Source organism: Micropruina sp., assembly GCF_047602085.1.
Lineage (GTDB): Bacteria > Actinomycetota > Actinomycetes > Propionibacteriales > Propionibacteriaceae > Micropruina.
In genome coordinates, this window is record NZ_JASGID010000001.1 from 48,346 (window position 1) to 64,795 (window position 16,450).

A 16,450-nucleotide genomic window follows, 5' to 3' on the forward strand; every position below is an offset into this window, starting at 1 on the left:
AGGCCGGTCAACGCGGTGGCACACTGCCGACGTGGTTGAGTTCGACTTCGACGGGGTGGTGACCGAGTGGCGCGGGCCGGCGCCTTATCACTTCGTGGCGCTGCCTGACTGGGTGGCGTCCGAGGTGGCCGCGCTGGCGCGGGCGGTCACCTACGGCTGGGGGATGATCCCGGTCGAGGCCACCATCGGGCGCATCACCTGGGCCACCTCGCTGTTCGCCAAGGACGGCGGCTACCTGCTGCCGGTCAAGGACGCCGTGCGGCGGGCCGAGGCGCTGGCCGTCGACAGCCCGGTCGCGGTGACGCTGAAGGTGCTCAGGCTGTGACCCGCCCGGCTTCACGGGACGGGGCCGATGGCGGGAACGCCCATACCGCTGGCCTCTGCCCCTACTGGTTCGACCACCCGACCGGCGGTGCCACAGGTCGTGACCCGGCCGAGGCGATCGCCGGCCACCAGGCGTCCAGCGTCATGTCGCATTCTTGCTAGGTTCTGTCGGCGACGGCCTTCATGATGAAGACGTGATCACGAACCGGGAGGCCTGCCTGCGGGCCGTCGCCAGCCGTGACGCCCGCTTCGACGGCGAGTTCTTCACCGCGGTGCGCAGTACCGGCATCTATTGCCGGCCGAGTTGCCCGGCGCTCACCCCGCGACCCGAGAACACGACGTTCTACGCCACCGCCGCCGCGGCTCAGAACGCCGGCTATCGGGCCTGCCGACGCTGCCGCCCCGACGCGGTGCCCGGCTCCGCTGAGTGGGACGTGCGCGCCGACGCGGCCGCGCGAGCCGTCCGCCTGATCGGTGACGGTTTGGTCGATCGCGAAGGAGTCACCGGCCTCGCCGCTCGGCTCGGCTACTCGGTGCGCCAGTTGCAGCGGGTGCTGGCCGACGAGCTGGGCGCCTCGCCGCTTGCCCTGGCCCGGGCACAGCGCGCACACACCGCCCGGGTGCTGCTCGAGACCACCACGATGCAGGTGGGTGAGGTCGCGTTCGCCGCCGGCTTTGGCTCGGTGCGCTCGTTCAACGACGCCGTGCGATCGACCTACGCGCTCACCCCCGGCGAGTTGCGGGCCCGGCTGCGCCGTTCGCCCGACTGCGGGCGTGACGGTCTGGCCGCAATCGAGTTGCGGCTGCCGCTGCGTCGTCCGTTCGAGGCGAGCAATCTGTTCGGTCACCTGGTAGCGACTGCAGTGCCGGGCGTCGAGGAGTGGCGCGACGGCGCCTACCGGCGCACGCTGGCCCTGCCCAACGGGCCGGGCATCGTCGCGCTTGCCCCCCGCGCCGACCATGTCGCCGCCACCGTCTGGCTGAGCGATCCGCGCGACCTCACCCCGGTCATCGCGCGCTGCCGCCGGCTGCTCGACCTGGACGCCGACCCGGTCGCCGTCGCCGAGGTGTTCGGCGCAGACGCCACCCTTGCGCCCCTGGTTGCCGCAGCCCCCGGACGACGCGTGCCCCGCACTACCGACGGTGCCGAGTTCGCCCTGCGGGCGGTGCTCGGCCAGCAGGTGTCGACCGCCGCGGCCCGCACCCAGACCGCGCGACTGGTGCAGCGCTTCGGCACCCCGGTGCACGATCCGGTCGGCGGGCTCACCCATCTGTTCCCGCAGCCGGCGATGCTCGCCACGCTCACACCCGGCGACCTGCCCGGCCCCCGCCGGCGGGCCGAAACGCTGATCAGGCTGGCTGCCGCACTGACCCACGGCGAGCTCGACCTGGGGCCTGGCGCCGACCGTGCCGAGGCCCGGGTTCGCCTGGCGTCCATGCCGGGTATCGGTGAGTGGACGGTCGAACTGGTCGCCATGCGCTCGCTGGGCGATCCGGACGCCCTCCCGTCGCGCGATTTGGGCATCGTCCGCGCCGCCGTCGGGCTCGGCATCAGCGACCTGACGGCCACGGCGCGGCGCTGGCGACCCTGGCGCAGCTACGCCGCCCAATATCTGTGGGCAACCCTGCCCCACCCGATCAACCAGTTGCCGGAGGCATCGTGAACAGCACCACCATCGACAGCCCGCTCGGCCCGATCACGGTTCGGGTCGATCAGGCCGGAGCCGTCACCTCGGTGCTGTTCGGCGACCCGGACGTGCCCGCGCCGCGCTCGGCAGCCTCGGACGCGGCCGCCGAACAATTGCGTGAGTACTTCGATGGCGCGCGCACCCGTTTCGACCTGCGGCTCAACCCCGCTGGCACGGTCTTTCAGCGCCGGGTGTGGGCCGCGCTCAGCGAGATTCCCTATGGCCGCACGACCAGCTACGGCGAACTGGCCCGGCGCATCGGGCAGCCGGCGGCGGCGCGTGCGGTGGGGCTGGCCAACGGCCGCAACCCGCTCGCCATCGTGGTGCCCTGCCATCGAGTGATCGGGGCCTCGGGCACCCTCACCGGCTATGCCGGGGGGCTGCACCGCAAGCGGTGGCTGCTCAACCATGAGAGTGTGGCCCAACACCGGTTGCCCTGAGCCGAGAAGGTGCGGAATCTCTTCACGCAGGCAGCGTTGGTTGAGCGTGTCGAAATCCCTAGTGAGAGCACTTTCTGCGAGGTCTCGACCAGCCAAAATCGGCTTTCCCCTTGAAGAAGTTTCACCCAGCCGAAGCGGCCTTTCGCGCGGCCAGGGATTCGATCCGCTTGTCTTCCTGGCGCTTCGTCCACCACTTCTTGATCACCAGCCAGCCGAGGAACCAGCCGCCCAGGGCAGTGACCAACCAGACGATCAGGGCCGATTGAATCCAGGCGCCTATGCCGTCGATGGTCAGGCCCCCGGGGAACAGCGTGGCAATCCAGAGCGCGAGCATGCACGACACGATGCCGATGCCGCCGAGCACGGCCGAGGCGTACTTGCGCGCCATGTTGAACACGAAGGGCGACAGCACAGTCTGGGCCACGGCGAACACCAGCGCCGCGACCACGTAGCCGGAGGCGTTGAGGGTGACACCGGAAACGGTGCCGGCCACGATCAGCAACGCGATTGCCGCGAGCACGAGACTGATGCCGAAGTTGAGCAGGGCGCGAATCATGGAGCAAGACTCTCACCACGAACGGACCGCAGCAACGCGCCGAACGCAACCTCAGCCGATTCTCACCGGTTAGTGTGCCGCGTCGGGCTGGGCGCCAAACCGGCGATCGCCGCCGGACGGTTGCTGCCCGACTTGTGCGATGGACGCCATCGTCGGCCGGGGCCACCGGCTGGACCGACCCCCGCCCCGCTGGGTACGTGCTGATCATCGCAACCACCCCTGGTCGAGCTACCTCGAAGCAATTTGCCAGCGGGGTACATCTGAGGCCTCGACAAGGGAAGTACTGATCACTGCGTCCACCGTTGGTTGAGCTTCTCGAAACCCCTAGTGAGCGCACCCTGTTTGAGGTCTCGACAAGCTCGACCAACGAAAAATCAGCGCCTCGCTAGCAGCAGCCGGTCTGCACCTGACGTTCAGCGTCGTCGGCCCGCTGCCGCCACCAGGTCCGGGAGTCCAGCGGCGGATGATCGGGGTGCTCCAGCCGGTGCCGGGCGACATAGCGGTCATAGCCGGAGTCGCCCAGCACCTCTGCGGTGAACCAGCGCAGCGCCCGCCAACCGTGGACCAGCCCGTTCACGACGTTTCCTTGGTCGGTTTCTGGCCGTGCCCGGCCAGCAGTGCCGGGTCGCCGACGACCGCGTACTCGGCCTCGACCTTGCGCTCCAACGGCTGCGCGATCAGGTGCGACGGCGCGTAGAAATTCGACTCTTGGTGCGGGTCCTCCGACGTGCTGGCGTCGTGGTCGCGGATCGTCGTGGCAACCCGGACGCCGGCCGCCACCAGCACCAGCGCCACCGAGGTGACGAACAGGATCGACAGCGTGCCCTGGATGAACGTGTTGCGAGCGACCGCCTGCTGAATGGCGAGACTCGCGGCGTCCAGGGTGCCCGAACCCAGCTTGGCCTGGGCATCGGCGTATTGCTGCCAGTAGCCGAGCGCCGGATCATTGGAGAAGATCTTCTGCCAGGACGCCGTAAAGGTGGTCGCGACGTCGATGACCAGCGGCAGCAGCGGAATCCACACCCACTTCAGATAACCCTTGCGGACCACCATCACGGTCACCACGGTCAGGGCGACCGCTGCGATCAACTGGTTCGCGATGCCGAACAGAGGGTAGAGCGTCTGGATGCCGCCACGCGGGTCGGTGACGCCCATCAGCAGCAGAGATCCCCAGGCGGCCACCACGATCGCGGTGGTGAGCCATGAGCCGACCCGCCACGACGGGTTGGCGAATCGGGGCACCCAGTTGCCGATGGCGTCCGACAATTGGAAGCGGGCCACTCTGGTCACGGCGTCCACCGCCGACAAGATGAAGAGCGCTTCGAACATGATCGCGAAGTGGTACCAGAAGCCCATCATTCCGGTGCCGCCGATGATCGGAATGCGGTGCAGGATCGCCGCCATGCCGACCGCCAGGGTGGGGGCGCCGCCGGTGCGCGACACCACGGACGCCTCGCCGACGTCGGTTGCGACCTCTTCGAGGGCGGACGCGCCGGTGATCAACCGCTCGGTGCCGTCGGGGTTGATCACCCGCCATTCGGGCACCACCTGGCTGCCGTCAGGGTTGACTGCAAGCTTGCCGACCGCCGTGGTGGCCGCCTCGGCCTTCTCGGGGCCGGTCGAGGTGGTGCTGATGGACGTGCCGGCCGCGGCGTTGATCGCGGCCGGTGACATGTTCATCGCGAAGTAGACGCCCTGGTTCAAGCTGACCGCTGCAGCCAGGGCGGCGACCGCGACGAAGGACTCCATCAGCATGCCGCCGTAGCCGATGAACCGAGCCTGGGATTCTTTCTGGATCATCTTCGGCGTGGTGCCGGAGGAGACCATCGCGTGCATGCCCGACAGGGCGCCGCAGGCGATGGTGATGAACAAGAACGGGAACAGCGCGCCGGCGAAGACAGGCCCGGCGGTGTTGAACGCGAAGTTGGTGAAGGCCGGCATCTGGGCGATCGGCCGAACCAAAATGATGCCGACAGCAAGCACCACGATGGTGCCAACCTTCATGAAGGTCGAGAGGTAGTCGCGGGGGGTGAGCAGCAGCCACACCGGCAGCACGGCCGCGGCGAAGCCGTAGATCACCATGGCCCACACCAGTGCGGTGGGCGACAAGTGCAGGTAGGCGCCGAGCGGGCTCTCTGCCACCCAGCGGCCTCCGACGATCGCGGCGATCAGCAACACGAAGCCGACCACCGAGACCTGGGTGATCTTGCCGGGCTGGATGTAGCGCAGCCACAGCCCCATCAGCAGTGCGATCGGGATGGTGCAGCCGACGGCGAACACCCCCCATGGGCTTTCGGCCAACGCGTTGACGCACACCATGGCCAGCACGGCGAGCACGATCATCAGCATCGCGAACACGACAATCAGGGCGATGGTGCCGCCGACCGGGCCGATCTCGTCGCGCGCCATCTGGCCGAGCGAGCGGCCGCCGCGGCGCATCGAGTAGAACAGCACCAGCATGTCTTGAATGCCGCCGGCGACGATCACGCCGAAGATGATCCACATGGTGCCGGGCAGGTAGCCCATCTGGGCGGCCAGCACGGGCCCGACCAGGGGACCGGCGCCGGCGATGGCGGCGAAGTGGTGGCCATAGAGCACAACCCGGTGGGTCGGGTCGAAGTCGGTGCCGTTGTTGACGCGTTCGGCCGGAGTGGCGTTGGTGTCGTCGGGACGCATCACCGTGCGTTGTACGAAGAGCGCGTAGAAGCGGTAGCCGATCAGGTAGGTGCAGATCGCGGCTACCACGAACCAGATGGTGTTCACCTGTTCGCCGCGGACCAGGGCGAGCGTCGTCCAGGCGATCGCGCCGAGCAGTGAGATCACCACCCACAGGGCGATCTTCAGCGGTGTCCAGCGTCCTTTCGGGTGCAGCGCCACGGGTGTGCCGCGCCGGTTGCGGACGATCTGTTCCGCTTCGTCCTCGGAGTAGCTGGGTAGAGGGGGACGGGTCTCGACGGTCATTGTGGCCTCCACAGTGAGGTGTGTTGCGAGCATAGTGCTGCCACGATCGCGGCGACAGCGTTTTGCTGGCGTTGAGTGCGCAAGCTCAGGCGGCGATCACCGGCGTGGACGGTCGGCCGAGGCTGTGCGGGGCGCGGTGTATGAATGAACCATGCGCTATTCGCCTCTTGGTAACAGCGGCCTGATGGTGTCGGTGGTCGGGGTGGGCTGCAATGCCTTCGGTGCCCGCATCGACGCCGACCAGACCGCCGCCGTGGTCGACGCCGCCATCGAGCACGGCATCACGTTGTTCGACACCGCCGACTCCTACGCCGACGGGGCCAGCGAAGAACTACTCGGACGGGCGCTGGGCAAGCGTCGTGAAGACGTGATCGTGGCCACCAAATTCGGCATGGGCGACCACGACGCCGAACACTTCGGAGCCCACGGCTCCCGGCGTTACGTGCGACGGGCGGTTGAGGCCAGCCTGCGCCGCCTCGGCACCGACTACATCGACCTGTATCAACTGCACCGGCCCGACCCGATCACGCCACTCGACGAGACCTTGGCCGCGTTGAGCGAACTGGTCACCGAGGGCAAGGTGCGCTACCTCGGCTCGTCGAACCTGCGGGCGTGGCAGGTGGCCGATGCTGACTGGCTGGCGCGCGACCGCGGCTTCTGCCGGTTCATCTCGGCGCAGAACGAGTACTCGCTCTACAACCGCTCGGCCGAGGCCGAGCTGGTGCCGGCCTGCGAGCGCTTCGGGGTCGGAATCCTGCCGTATTTTCCGCTGGCCTACGGCCTGCTCACCGGCAAGTACCGCCGTGGCGAGGACGCCCCGGCCGGCTCGCGGCTGGCCGGGCAGGCGAACCGGCTGGCCGGTGCCGACTGGAACCGCATCGACGCGCTGCGGGGCTTCGCGGACGCCCGCGGCATCTCGCTGCTCACCCTGGCCATCGGCGGGCTGGCCGCCCAGCCGGCGGTGGCCAGCGTGATCTGCGGAGCCACTCGTCCCGAACAGATCGCGTCCAACGTCGAGGCGGGGCTGTGGCAGCCGTCCGGGAGCGACCTGGACGCGTTGAGCGAACTGCGCCCTTTGGAAGCCTTCTCGTACGCCACGTTCGCCTGAACGTCGGCGGGCGCGTCGACCAGGCGCTGCTCAGCCTGCCCGGCGTGCGGGTGCTGGGCGCTCCTTCCACCCGGGCGAGCGCCTCCCGGTTCGGCCTGCCGTCGGCGGTTTTCGCCGAGCACTTGCTCGATGTCCGGGCCTACGGCTGGGTGATGCGCCACGACTACCTCGGCGAGACCTGGTCGCTCACCGATCGGGTCAGGGGCAAGAAAGAACGGCAGTTGGCGATCGAACTCGAGCTGCACGGGGTGCGCGAAGCGATCGTTGAGGGGCATCGTCGGTTCAGGGCGTTGAACACCTTGCACGGGGTGGCGCACGAACTGGCACTGGCCTGGATGCAGTTGCACAAGGACCTGCTGGCCAGCCTGCACCTCGTCCGCGGGCAGGACGACTGAGGGGCCGGCCAGCCGGACATGCGGACCCGCCCGCACGGTGAGGTGTTCGCCGAGAAACACGAGTTTTGATGGGTGCCTTCGCCGCGGTTGGCGGCTGGCGCGGAGAGACGAGCGTTATGGGGTGCCGCGGTGACCGGCATAACGCGCTTTTCGGCGCGTGCGGTTGCCTGGTGGGCCCGGGCCGTCGTGATAACTCACACATCGCCGCGTGCCCCCGGCCGTGTCGAACCGGGCCGCACTTTGCGCCGACCGGGTTGCAACGGCCATGCACCTATGCCGGCCCGAGCCGATTGTTCCGGGCTGTCAGCCTCAGCGCTGAGGCATGCACTCACGTAGCCGTGAGCAGTTCAACGGCAGCAGAGCGCTTCCGTCAATGATCAGCCCCGGGCGAGGTCGGGCTCGGCGGCCTCAGACTCGGGCAAGGCGCCGGGTGCCCGAATGAACAGTGCCCGCAGGCCCAGCCGACGCAGCGCGAACCAGGTTAGGTTGAACCCGGTCATGGTGAGGGTCAGCGCGCAGGCCAGAATCGTTCCCGGGTCGTGCACCAGCACGGCCCAGGTGAGCCACAGGCACTGGTTCAGGCAGGCGAGTGCCAAGAACAGGGGAGCGACCCCGTCGATCAGCGGGGCCCGCACCAGTTCGACGCTCTGGCCGAGGTTGAACAACAGCCCGGGAATCATCGCCACGATGCCGAAAGCCAGTGACCCGAGAGATAGGTCGATCGCGATGATCGCGGCGCTGGCGGCCAAGGGCAGTGCCAGCACGCGCGGCAGCGACAGGTGCAGCGAGCGGGTCAGCATCACCAGCAGCGGCAGGGTGATGCCCAGGGCCACCGCGTTGGTCACGATCTGCGGGGGCTGCCCGATGTGCACCCCGTGCGCCAGCCAACTGAGGTTGAGCACCAGCATCGCCCGCCAGGCGACCAGCGACAAGCCGTCGAGGTTGCGGGTGCGCCGCAGCCGCACCAGTTGCGGCAGTGACAGCAGAGCACCCACGGCGGTGGCCGACCAGCCGATGATCTCGACCAACGACACTGCTGACCCGACTCCTTGCGGTTGGGGGGTGGCCATGAGGGGCCGGGGAAGGCGGCTCCCAGCAGGGCCGGGACGCGACGCCCAGTGTGCCAGAGTTGGGCGAGGGGTGAGGCCAGGGGAGCGGTATTCACCGCCCCGGTGGGGCAGTGGTCTCACGCACGATCAGTTCGGTCGGAACCGTCACCCGGGCGCGCCCCGAGACGCGCGAGCGCAACTGGTCGAGCACCAGCCTGACGAGCTCGTGACCGATCTGGTGGAAGTCCTGCTTCACCGTGGTCAGGGGGGGTGAGGAGTACCCGCTCAGGGCGATGTCGTCGAAACCCAGCACCGAAACATCCTGCGGTACCCGCAAGCCCTGTTCGTGCAGCGCGCGGATCAGCCCGAACGCCATCTCGTCGTTCGCGCAGTACACCGCGGTGATCGACTGCTCGCGGGCCAGTTGCTGCCCGAGCTGGTAACCGGAGCGCGCCGTCCAGTCGCCCTGCCACAGCGCGGGCACGACCAGCCCCTGTTCTTCGAGGCTGCGCCGCCAGGTGGCCGCCCGCACCAGGGCCGGCTCGGAGTCGGCCGGCCCGGCGAGGTGGTGCACCGTGCGGTGGCCCAGGCCGAGCAGGTGACGCATCGCGTCACGAGTGCCCTGACCCTGATCGGAGACCACCGCGGGGTAGTGGCCGATCAGTCGCGAGTCGGACACCGCAACGGCCAGGCTCGCCGGCAGCGCCAACGTTTCGGGGGCGACCTGTTCGGCTCGAATGATCACCAGAGCGTCGATCGCCTGGTGCGAAAGCCGGAACACCGCATCGCGCCACTGGCTCTCGACGGGGCGGGCCACATTGAGCAGGGTCACCGAGAGATCCTGAGCCTCGGCGGCCTCGACCACGGCCTCAGTGGTGAGGGCCTCGCCGGTTCGTTCGAACCGGTGGGCGACCACGCCGATGGTGCCGAACGACCCGTTGCGCAAGGCTCGGGCCGCGCGATTGGGCGAATACCCAAGCTGGTCCATCGCGTCGAGCACCCTGGCCCGGGTCTCTTCTCGCACCGGGTCTGCACCAGTCGACACCCGCGACACGGTCTGTGCCGAGACTCCGGCCAGCCGCGCGACGTCTTCGATAGACGGGCCCGTCTTGCGTCGTCCCCGGCGCGGATTGCTGGCCATGGGTCGATGCTAGCCGGTGTCATGGCTACGTCACCATGCCGATGCCTGACCGGCTCCGCGACGTCGAATATTTCGTGGAGTTCTGGCTCAAAATTGCGTGACAGTGGCCGCGGCGACTGCTACGTTAACGTAAACATTAAGCCGCTGAGTAAGAGTGATTCACCAAGGGCGACGGAGCCCTTGACGGGAAGCACCGACCCGGGATTTCGGTACACCACCGCGACCAAAGAAGGAATCGCACCCAGATGAACAAGTTCTCAACGATCGCCACCGTGGCGATCACCGCGTTGCTCAGCCTGGGCATCGCGGCCTGCAGTGGCGGCACTCCCGCCACCAGCCCGGCGGCCACCACGGTGGCGTCCAGCGGGCCCAAGACCGGCACCCTCACCGTGTGGTGCTGGGATCCGACCTTCAACATCTACGCGATGAAAGAAGCGGCCAAGATCTACGCCAAGGACAACCCCGACGTGAAGGTCAATGTCGTCGAGACCCCCTGGGACGACCTGCAGACCAAGCTGACCACCCTGGCCCAGTCGAAGGAGACCAGCCAACTGCCCGATATCTTTTTGGTGCAGAACAACGCCTTTCAGAAGAACGTGATCAACTACCCCGAGTTGTTTGCCGACTTCTCGACCTCGGCTGTCGACTACAGCCAGTTCCCCACCGGGGTCACCGCGTACTCCACCGTCGACGGCAAGAACTACGGCGTGCCCTTCGACAACGGCACCGCCATCACCGCGCTACGCACCGACGTGCTGAAAGAGGCCGGCCTGACCATTGATGACTTCACCGACATCACATGGAGCGACTTTCTGACCAAGGCCAAGCAGGTCAAGGCCAAAACCGGCAAGCCGCTGCTGTCTGGCCAGGCCGGGTCGTCCGACTTGATCACGATGATGCTGCAGAGCGCGGGCGCCAGTCTGTTCGACGATCAGGGCAACCCGACCATCACCAACAACGAGGCGCTGCTGAAGTCGATCGAGATGTACCAGCAACTGGTCAAGGCAGGCGTGCTGGTCGAAGTCAACAGTTGGGATGAGTATGTGGGCAGCTTCGTGAACTCGAGCGTTGCCGGCACCATCAACGGTGTCTGGATTCTCGGTTCGATTCAGAGCGCCAAGGCGCAGAAGGGCAAGTGGGCGATCACCAACCTGCCCAAGTTCGACTCGGTGCCGAACGCGACCAACTTCTCGGCCAATGGCGGCTCGTCCTGGGCGATCAGCCCCAACGCCAACAAAGAGCTGGCGGCCGACTTCCTGGCCAAGACCTTCGCCGGTTCGAAGGAACTCTACGAGACCATCCTGCCCAGCTCTGGCGCGCTGGCGAACTGGCTGCCGATGGCCGACAGCGCCGTCTACCAGCAGCCGCAGCCTTTCTTCAACGACCAGCCGGTGTTCAGCAAGGTGGTCGGCTTCTCCAAGCAGGTGCCCGCGAACAACACCGGCGCCTACTACTACGAGGGCCGTGACGCGGTGAGCGCCGCGATCACCAAGATCATGAACGGCGAAGATCCGGCCAAGGCGCTCGACGAGGCGCAGAAGACCGTCGAGTTCGCGATGAAGTGACCTCGTCGCACCTATAGAGGGAAGCACTGATCAACGCGACCACCGCTGGTTGAGCCTGTCGAAACCCCTTGCCAGGGCACTATGCCTGCGGTCTCGACAGGCTCGACCAACGAAAATCAGCACTCCCTTTAGTAGTCCAGTCCCGAACGGGCCAGCGGTGGCCGGGGCGCCCGGCCGCCGCTGCGACTCGGCTAGAGATGGGAAACCCGATGGCAACTTCGGCCAGACCCGCGCGTCCGCAGGCCACGCCGCGCGACGACAGCGTCGCACCGTCCGATCGTCGGCCCAACCGCCGCAGCCGGCGTTTCGGCATCGAGCAGCGCCGCAACCTGACCGGCTGGTGGTTTCTGCTGCCGGCCGCGGTGCTGATCGGCTGGATGAACTTCTGGCCCATGTTCGAGGCGTTGCTGCTCTCGCTGCAGACCGGACGAGGTGCCCGGCTGACCTGGGCGAACCCGCTGTGGTACAACTACGCCCGGCTGTTCGACGACGAGATCTTCAAGCTGACCGTCGTCAACACCTTCATCTACCTGATCGTTCAGGTGCCGATCATGCTGGTGCTGGCTCTGATCTTGGCCAACCTGCTGAACGCGCCCAACCTGCGCCTGCGCGGCTTGTGGCGCACCGCGATCTTTCTGCCGTGCGCGGTGTCGCTGGTGTCGTATTCGCTGGTCTTTCGCACCATGTTCGCCACCGACGGCCTGGTCAACGATGCATTGTTGGCGCTGCACTTCATCGACTCGCCGATCAACTGGCTGGGCCAGACCGGCACCGCACGGCTGGTGATCATTCTGGGCCTGCTCTGGCGCTGGACCGGCTACAACATGGTGTTCTACCTGGCCGCCCTGCAGAACCTCGACTACTCGACCATCGAGGCCGCCCGAATCGACGGCGCGGGTTCATGGCGCACCTTCTGGTACGTGACCGTGCCCCAGTTGCGGCCGATGATTCTGCTCACCGCGATCATGTCGACCAACGGCACCATTCAGATGTTCGACGAGTCGTGGAATCTCACCCAGGGCGGGCCGGCCTACACCTCGATGACGATGTCGCACTACCTGTATGAACTGACCTTTCAGAAGAGCTCGAACATCGGGTATGGGGCAGCCATCTCGTACGTGATTCTGATCATGGTGGCGCTGCTCGCAGCGATTCAGATGAAGGTGGGTGACAAGCGTGATTAAGGCGCTGCGCGGTCTTCCGGGCTATCTGTTCCTGGCCGTCGCGGCTTTCGTGTCGGTCGGGCCGCTGTACTACATGGCCGTCTCGGCCACCAACACCACCGCGGACGTGCTCAACTCGCGCCTGCTGCCCGGCAACGCCCTGATCGACAACTTCAACCGACTGGTCGGGGCGCAAGACGTCGGCGCGGCGATGTGGAATTCCACGGTCAACGCGGTGGTCACCACGGTGCTGGCGCTGCTGGTCTGCTCGATCGCCGGTTACGGTTTCGAGGTGTTCCACTCCCGGGGTAAGGACCGGCTGATGAGCGTCATGCTGCTGGCCATGATGGTCCCGTTCGCCGCCACGATGATTCCGCTGTTCCGCATGTTCGCCACGTTCGGGTTGACCAACACGACCATCGCCGTGGTCCTGCCGGCGATCGCCACGCCGTTTCTGGTGCTGCTGTTTCGACAGGCGTCGCGATCGTTCCCACATGAGATCATCGAAGCCGCCCGCATCGACGGGCTGAACGAGCTGACCATCTTCTTTCGGATCTTCCTCCCCACCATGAAGTCGACCTACGCGGCCGCGGCGGTGATCACCTTCATGGCGGCTTGGAACAACTTCCTGTGGCCGAAGGTCATCCTGGTCAAGAGCGAATACCAGACCATGCCCATGCTGATCGCCAACCTGCGGGCCGGTTATGTCACCGACTACGGCGTGCTGATGCTCGCCGTGCTGATCACGTCACTGCCCACGATGGTGATCTTTCTCGTGCTGCAGCGCAGCTTCGCCCAGGGAATTACAGGAGCAATCAAGTGAGTTTCGATTCAGCGCGCATCGCTGAGCCCACCTATTTCGCCGAGAACCGGCTGGCGCCGCACTCGGACCACCGCTGGTTCGCATCCGCCGACGAGGCGGCGCAGGGGGTCAGCAGCTTCGAGCAGAGCCTGAACGGGGTGTGGAAGTTTCACTACGCCAAGAACCCGGCGGCGGTGCTGCCGGGCTTCGAGGCGCTCGACTACGACTGTTCGGGCTGGGACGACATCGCGGTGCCCGGGCATCTGCAATTGCAGGGCTACGACCGGCCCCAGTACGTCAACGTGCAGTACCCGTGGGACGGTCACGAGAGGGTCGAGCCGGGCGAGGTGCCGCGGCTGTTCAACCCGGTGGGCAGCTATGTGACCTGGTTCTGCCTCAACCACCCGATGGCCGAGGGTGAGCGGGTCAGCGTGTCGTTCAAGGGTGCCGAGAGCGCGGTGGCGGTGTGGCTCAACGGCCACTACCTCGGGTTCGGCGCCGACTCGTTCACACCCTCGGAGTTCGACCTGACCGACGCCCTGGTGCCAGGGGAGAACAAGCTGGCCGCACAGGTGTTCAAGTGGACCTCGGGCTCGTGGATCGAAGACCAGGACTTCTACCGGTTCTCGGGGCTGTTTCGTGACGTGGTGCTGTACCGGCGTCCGGTCGCCCACGCCGAAGACCTGCGGGTGAGCACCGAGGTCGCCGGCGACCTGAACTCGGCCGAGTTGACGGTGTCGGTCGCGCTTCAGGGCGCAGGCAGCGTCCGGGCTCACCTCGAGGGCGTCGGCGCGTTGAGCGAGGCGGCCGACGGCTCGCTGTCGGTGCGCCTGGTGCAGCCTCGGCTGTGGAGCGCGGAGCATCCGCACCTGTACGAGCTGGTGCTCGAGGTGCTCGATACCGCCGGGGCGGTGGCCGAGGTGATCGTGCAGCCGGTCGGCGTGCGGCGGTTCGGCATCGAGAACGGGCTGCTGGCGATCAACGGGCAGCGGATCGTGTTCAAGGGGGTCAACCGGCATGAGTTCGGGCTGAACGGCCGGGTGGTGTCGCGCGAGCGAACTGAGGCCGACATTCGGCTGCTCAAGGCGGCCGGGGTCAACGCGGTACGCACCAGTCACTACCCGAACAACTCCCACTTCTACGAGTTGTGCGACCGCTACGGGCTGTACGTGATCGATGAGATCAACCTCGAATCGCACGGGCACTGGGACGCCCTGTGGCGCGGCCGGATCACGCTGGACCAACTGGTGCCGGGCGATCGTGAGGAATGGCGGCCGGTGCTGCTCGACCGGGCGGCCAACCTGTTGCAGCGCGACAAGAACCACCCGTCGGTGGTGATCTGGTCGTGTGGCAACGAGTCCTACGGCGGCACCAACATACTGGCCGTCAGCGACTACTTTCGGGCTCACGACAGCCGTCCGGTGCACTACGAGGGTGTGCATCACGACGAGCGCTTTCCGCAGACCAGTGACGTGCGCAGCGAGATGTACACACCGGCTCGCGAGGTCGAGGGCTATCTGGCCACGCACCGCGACCGGCCGTTCATTCTGTGCGAGTTCGCCCACGCCATGGGCAATTCCTTCGGCGCGGTCGAGCGCTACGTCGACCTGGCCTACCGTGAGCCGCTGTTCCAGGGTGGGTTCATCTGGGACTTCGCCGACCAGGCCATCGCGCTGACCGACCGCTACGGCACGCCCTATTTCGGCTATGGCGGCGACTGCGGCGAGGCTCCGTCCGACTACGAGTTCAGCGCCAACGGCATCGTATTCGCCGACCATTCGCCGACGCCGAAGCTGCAGGAGGTGAAGTACCTGTACCAGGGCTTTGTCATCGCGGTGACGGCGGTCGACTTCGAGGTGACGAACCGGCTGCTGTTCACCGCATCGTCCGACTACGAGTGCGTGGTGAGCCTGGCCCGCGAGGGGGTCGTCCTGGGCGGGGGTGTGGTCGACACCGACGTGGCGCCCGGCGCCTCCGCCCGCTACCCGCTGCCTTTCGCACTGCCAAAACGGCCTGGCGAATACACCGTCGAGGTGTCGTTTCGGTTGCCCGCGGCCACGGCCTGGGCGCCGGCCGGGTACGAGGTTGCCTACCAGCAGGAAGTGTTCGCGGTGGCAGGGGTAGCGGCCGTCGTCCGCGGCGCGGCGCCGGAGTTGATCGACGGCATTCACAATGTCGGCGTGCGCGGCAGGCATTTCTCGGCCCTGTTCAGCAAGCTGCACGGCGGGCTGGTGTCGTACCGCTTCGGGTTCACCCCCGACGGTGGCAACGAGTTGTTGCAGGCGCCGCCGCGGGTGAACTTCTGGCACGCGCCCACCTCGAACGAGAGGGGCTGGGGCATGCCGTTCGAGGACGGCCAGTGGCTGCTGGCCAGCCGCTACGCCAAGCCCGACCCCGAGGCGTCCGGCCCGCTAGTGAGTGTGGCCGGCGACGTGGTCGAGGTGCGCTACGCCTACCTGCTGCCGACCACGCCGGTTGGACGCTGCGAGGTGGCCTACCGGGTGCGCGGCGACGGGCACGTGACGGTGACGGTGACGGCCTCGCCAGGGGCGGGGCTGGGCGATCCGCCCGAGTTCGGCATGTTGTTCACCGCCGACGCCGACCTGCACCGGCTCACCTGGTATGGCGAGGGGCCGCAGGAGTGCTCCGTCGATCGTCGCGGCGGGGCCCGGCTCGGGGTCTACAGCGGTGAGGTGCGCGACCAGTTGACGCCCTACGTACGTCCGCAAGAGGCGGGCAGCCACACCGGGGTGCGCTGGGCCGCCGTGACCAACGACCGCGGGCTCGGGTTGCGGTTCGACTGCCCGGGAGGCATGGAGTTCTCGGCGCTGCCGTGGACGCCGTTCGAGATCGAGAACGCCGCCCACCCCAACGAGTTGCCGCCGATTCACCACACGGTGCTGCGCCCCGCGCTGATGCGCCGAGGCGTCGCCGGCGACAACTCGTGGGGGGCCCGCGCGCACCCCGAATACCGGCTGCCGGCGGGTCAGGAGTTGGTGTTCACCTTCGGCTTCGAGGGCGTCCGCTGAACCATCGGGACGGTTCTGTTGGTTCAGGGGACGGTTCCGTTGGTTCAGGGGACGGTTCCGGTTGGTTCAACGCGCCGGCGGTCGACGAAACCCCATCCGGGACGCCACCAGGGTGGCCCGCTGAACCCGGCGAAGATCGGCGGTGCTTCCGCCGCCGGCGGCCCAGCACCCCGTTGCCGGGCGAAGCCGAGCACCGAAAGTGGGATCCCCCTTGGCTTGCGGATGATTT

General features: G+C 67.3%; 14 protein-coding genes. 9 read left to right on the plus strand and 5 right to left on the minus strand.

The genetic code is table 11. The features are described from left to right. The first annotated feature begins 31 nt into the window (after nucleotides 1-31). From QM721_RS00210 to QM721_RS00220, 3 genes are all read left to right on the plus strand, one after another. The gene (locus QM721_RS00210) at nucleotides 32-325 is read left to right on the plus strand and encodes a DUF1905 domain-containing protein (protein WP_415117787.1); all 294 of its coding nucleotides are present in this window, start codon (nucleotides 32-34) and stop codon (nucleotides 323-325) included. A 193-nt stretch (nucleotides 326-518) separates the two neighbouring features. Beyond that, on the plus strand, nucleotides 519-1,988 hold the full coding sequence (locus QM721_RS00215) for an AlkA N-terminal domain-containing protein (protein WP_415117789.1): 1,470 nt from the start codon (nucleotides 519-521) through the stop codon (nucleotides 1,986-1,988). Next, nucleotides 1,985-2,452, plus strand: a complete 468-nt coding sequence (locus QM721_RS00220) for a methylated-DNA--[protein]-cysteine S-methyltransferase (RefSeq protein WP_415117791.1) — start codon at nucleotides 1,985-1,987, stop codon at nucleotides 2,450-2,452. The genes QM721_RS00215 and QM721_RS00220 overlap by 4 nt, the downstream gene beginning before the upstream one ends. A 121-nt stretch (nucleotides 2,453-2,573) precedes the next feature. On the opposite strand, the gene QM721_RS00225 is transcribed toward QM721_RS00220, so the two are convergent. From QM721_RS00225 to QM721_RS00235, 3 genes are all read right to left on the minus strand, one after another. After that, entirely contained in the window at nucleotides 2,574-3,008 is a 435-nt protein-coding gene (locus tag QM721_RS00225; RefSeq protein ID WP_415117793.1) for a phage holin family protein, read from the minus strand. Nucleotides 3,009-3,393: 385 nt separating this feature from the next. Then, a complete protein-coding gene (locus QM721_RS00230) occupies nucleotides 3,394-3,585 on the minus strand; it encodes a YbdD/YjiX family protein (RefSeq protein WP_415117795.1) in 192 nt (63 codons plus the stop codon). Then, nucleotides 3,582-5,969, minus strand: coding sequence for a carbon starvation CstA family protein (locus QM721_RS00235; protein ID WP_415117797.1), 2,388 nt, complete (start codon nucleotides 5,967-5,969; stop codon nucleotides 3,582-3,584). The genes QM721_RS00230 and QM721_RS00235 overlap by 4 nt, the downstream gene beginning before the upstream one ends. Nucleotides 5,970-6,120: 151 nt before the next feature. Between QM721_RS00235 and QM721_RS00240 the strand changes: the two genes are divergently transcribed. Continuing rightward, entirely contained in the window at nucleotides 6,121-7,077 is a 957-nt protein-coding gene (locus QM721_RS00240; protein WP_415117799.1) for an aldo/keto reductase, read from the plus strand. Nucleotides 7,078-7,121: 44 nt separating this feature from the next. Continuing rightward, entirely contained in the window at nucleotides 7,122-7,472 is a 351-nt protein-coding gene (locus QM721_RS00245) for a hypothetical protein (RefSeq protein ID WP_415117801.1), read from the plus strand. A gap of 377 nt (nucleotides 7,473-7,849) precedes the next feature. On the opposite strand, the gene QM721_RS00250 is transcribed toward QM721_RS00245, so the two are convergent. Together QM721_RS00250 and QM721_RS00255 are read right to left on the minus strand one after the other, a co-directional pair. Then, complete coding sequence (locus QM721_RS00250) at nucleotides 7,850-8,506, minus strand: SemiSWEET family sugar transporter (protein ID WP_415117803.1); 657 nt, start codon at nucleotides 8,504-8,506, stop codon at nucleotides 7,850-7,852. A gap of 127 nt (nucleotides 8,507-8,633) precedes the next feature. Beyond that, nucleotides 8,634-9,662, minus strand: a complete 1,029-nt coding sequence (locus QM721_RS00255; protein WP_415117805.1) for a LacI family DNA-binding transcriptional regulator — start codon at nucleotides 9,660-9,662, stop codon at nucleotides 8,634-8,636. Nucleotides 9,663-9,907: 245 nt separating this feature from the next. Here QM721_RS00255 and QM721_RS00260 point away from each other — a divergent pair, with 245 nt between their 5' ends. From QM721_RS00260 to QM721_RS00275, 4 genes are all read left to right on the plus strand, one after another. Next, complete coding sequence (locus tag QM721_RS00260) at nucleotides 9,908-11,227, plus strand: ABC transporter substrate-binding protein (protein ID WP_415117807.1); 1,320 nt, start codon at nucleotides 9,908-9,910, stop codon at nucleotides 11,225-11,227. 209 nt (nucleotides 11,228-11,436) lie between these two features. Then, the gene (locus QM721_RS00265) at nucleotides 11,437-12,411 is read left to right on the plus strand and encodes a carbohydrate ABC transporter permease (protein ID WP_415117809.1); all 975 of its coding nucleotides are present in this window, start codon (nucleotides 11,437-11,439) and stop codon (nucleotides 12,409-12,411) included. Further along, nucleotides 12,395-13,213, plus strand: coding sequence for a carbohydrate ABC transporter permease (locus QM721_RS00270; RefSeq protein ID WP_415117811.1), 819 nt, complete (start codon nucleotides 12,395-12,397; stop codon nucleotides 13,211-13,213). The genes QM721_RS00265 and QM721_RS00270 overlap by 17 nt, the downstream gene beginning before the upstream one ends. Then, a complete protein-coding gene (locus QM721_RS00275; protein ID WP_415117813.1) occupies nucleotides 13,210-16,221 on the plus strand; it encodes a glycoside hydrolase family 2 TIM barrel-domain containing protein in 3,012 nt (1,003 codons plus the stop codon). Before QM721_RS00270 ends, QM721_RS00275 begins: the two co-directional genes overlap by 4 nt. Nucleotides 16,222-16,450 lie beyond the last annotated feature (229 nt).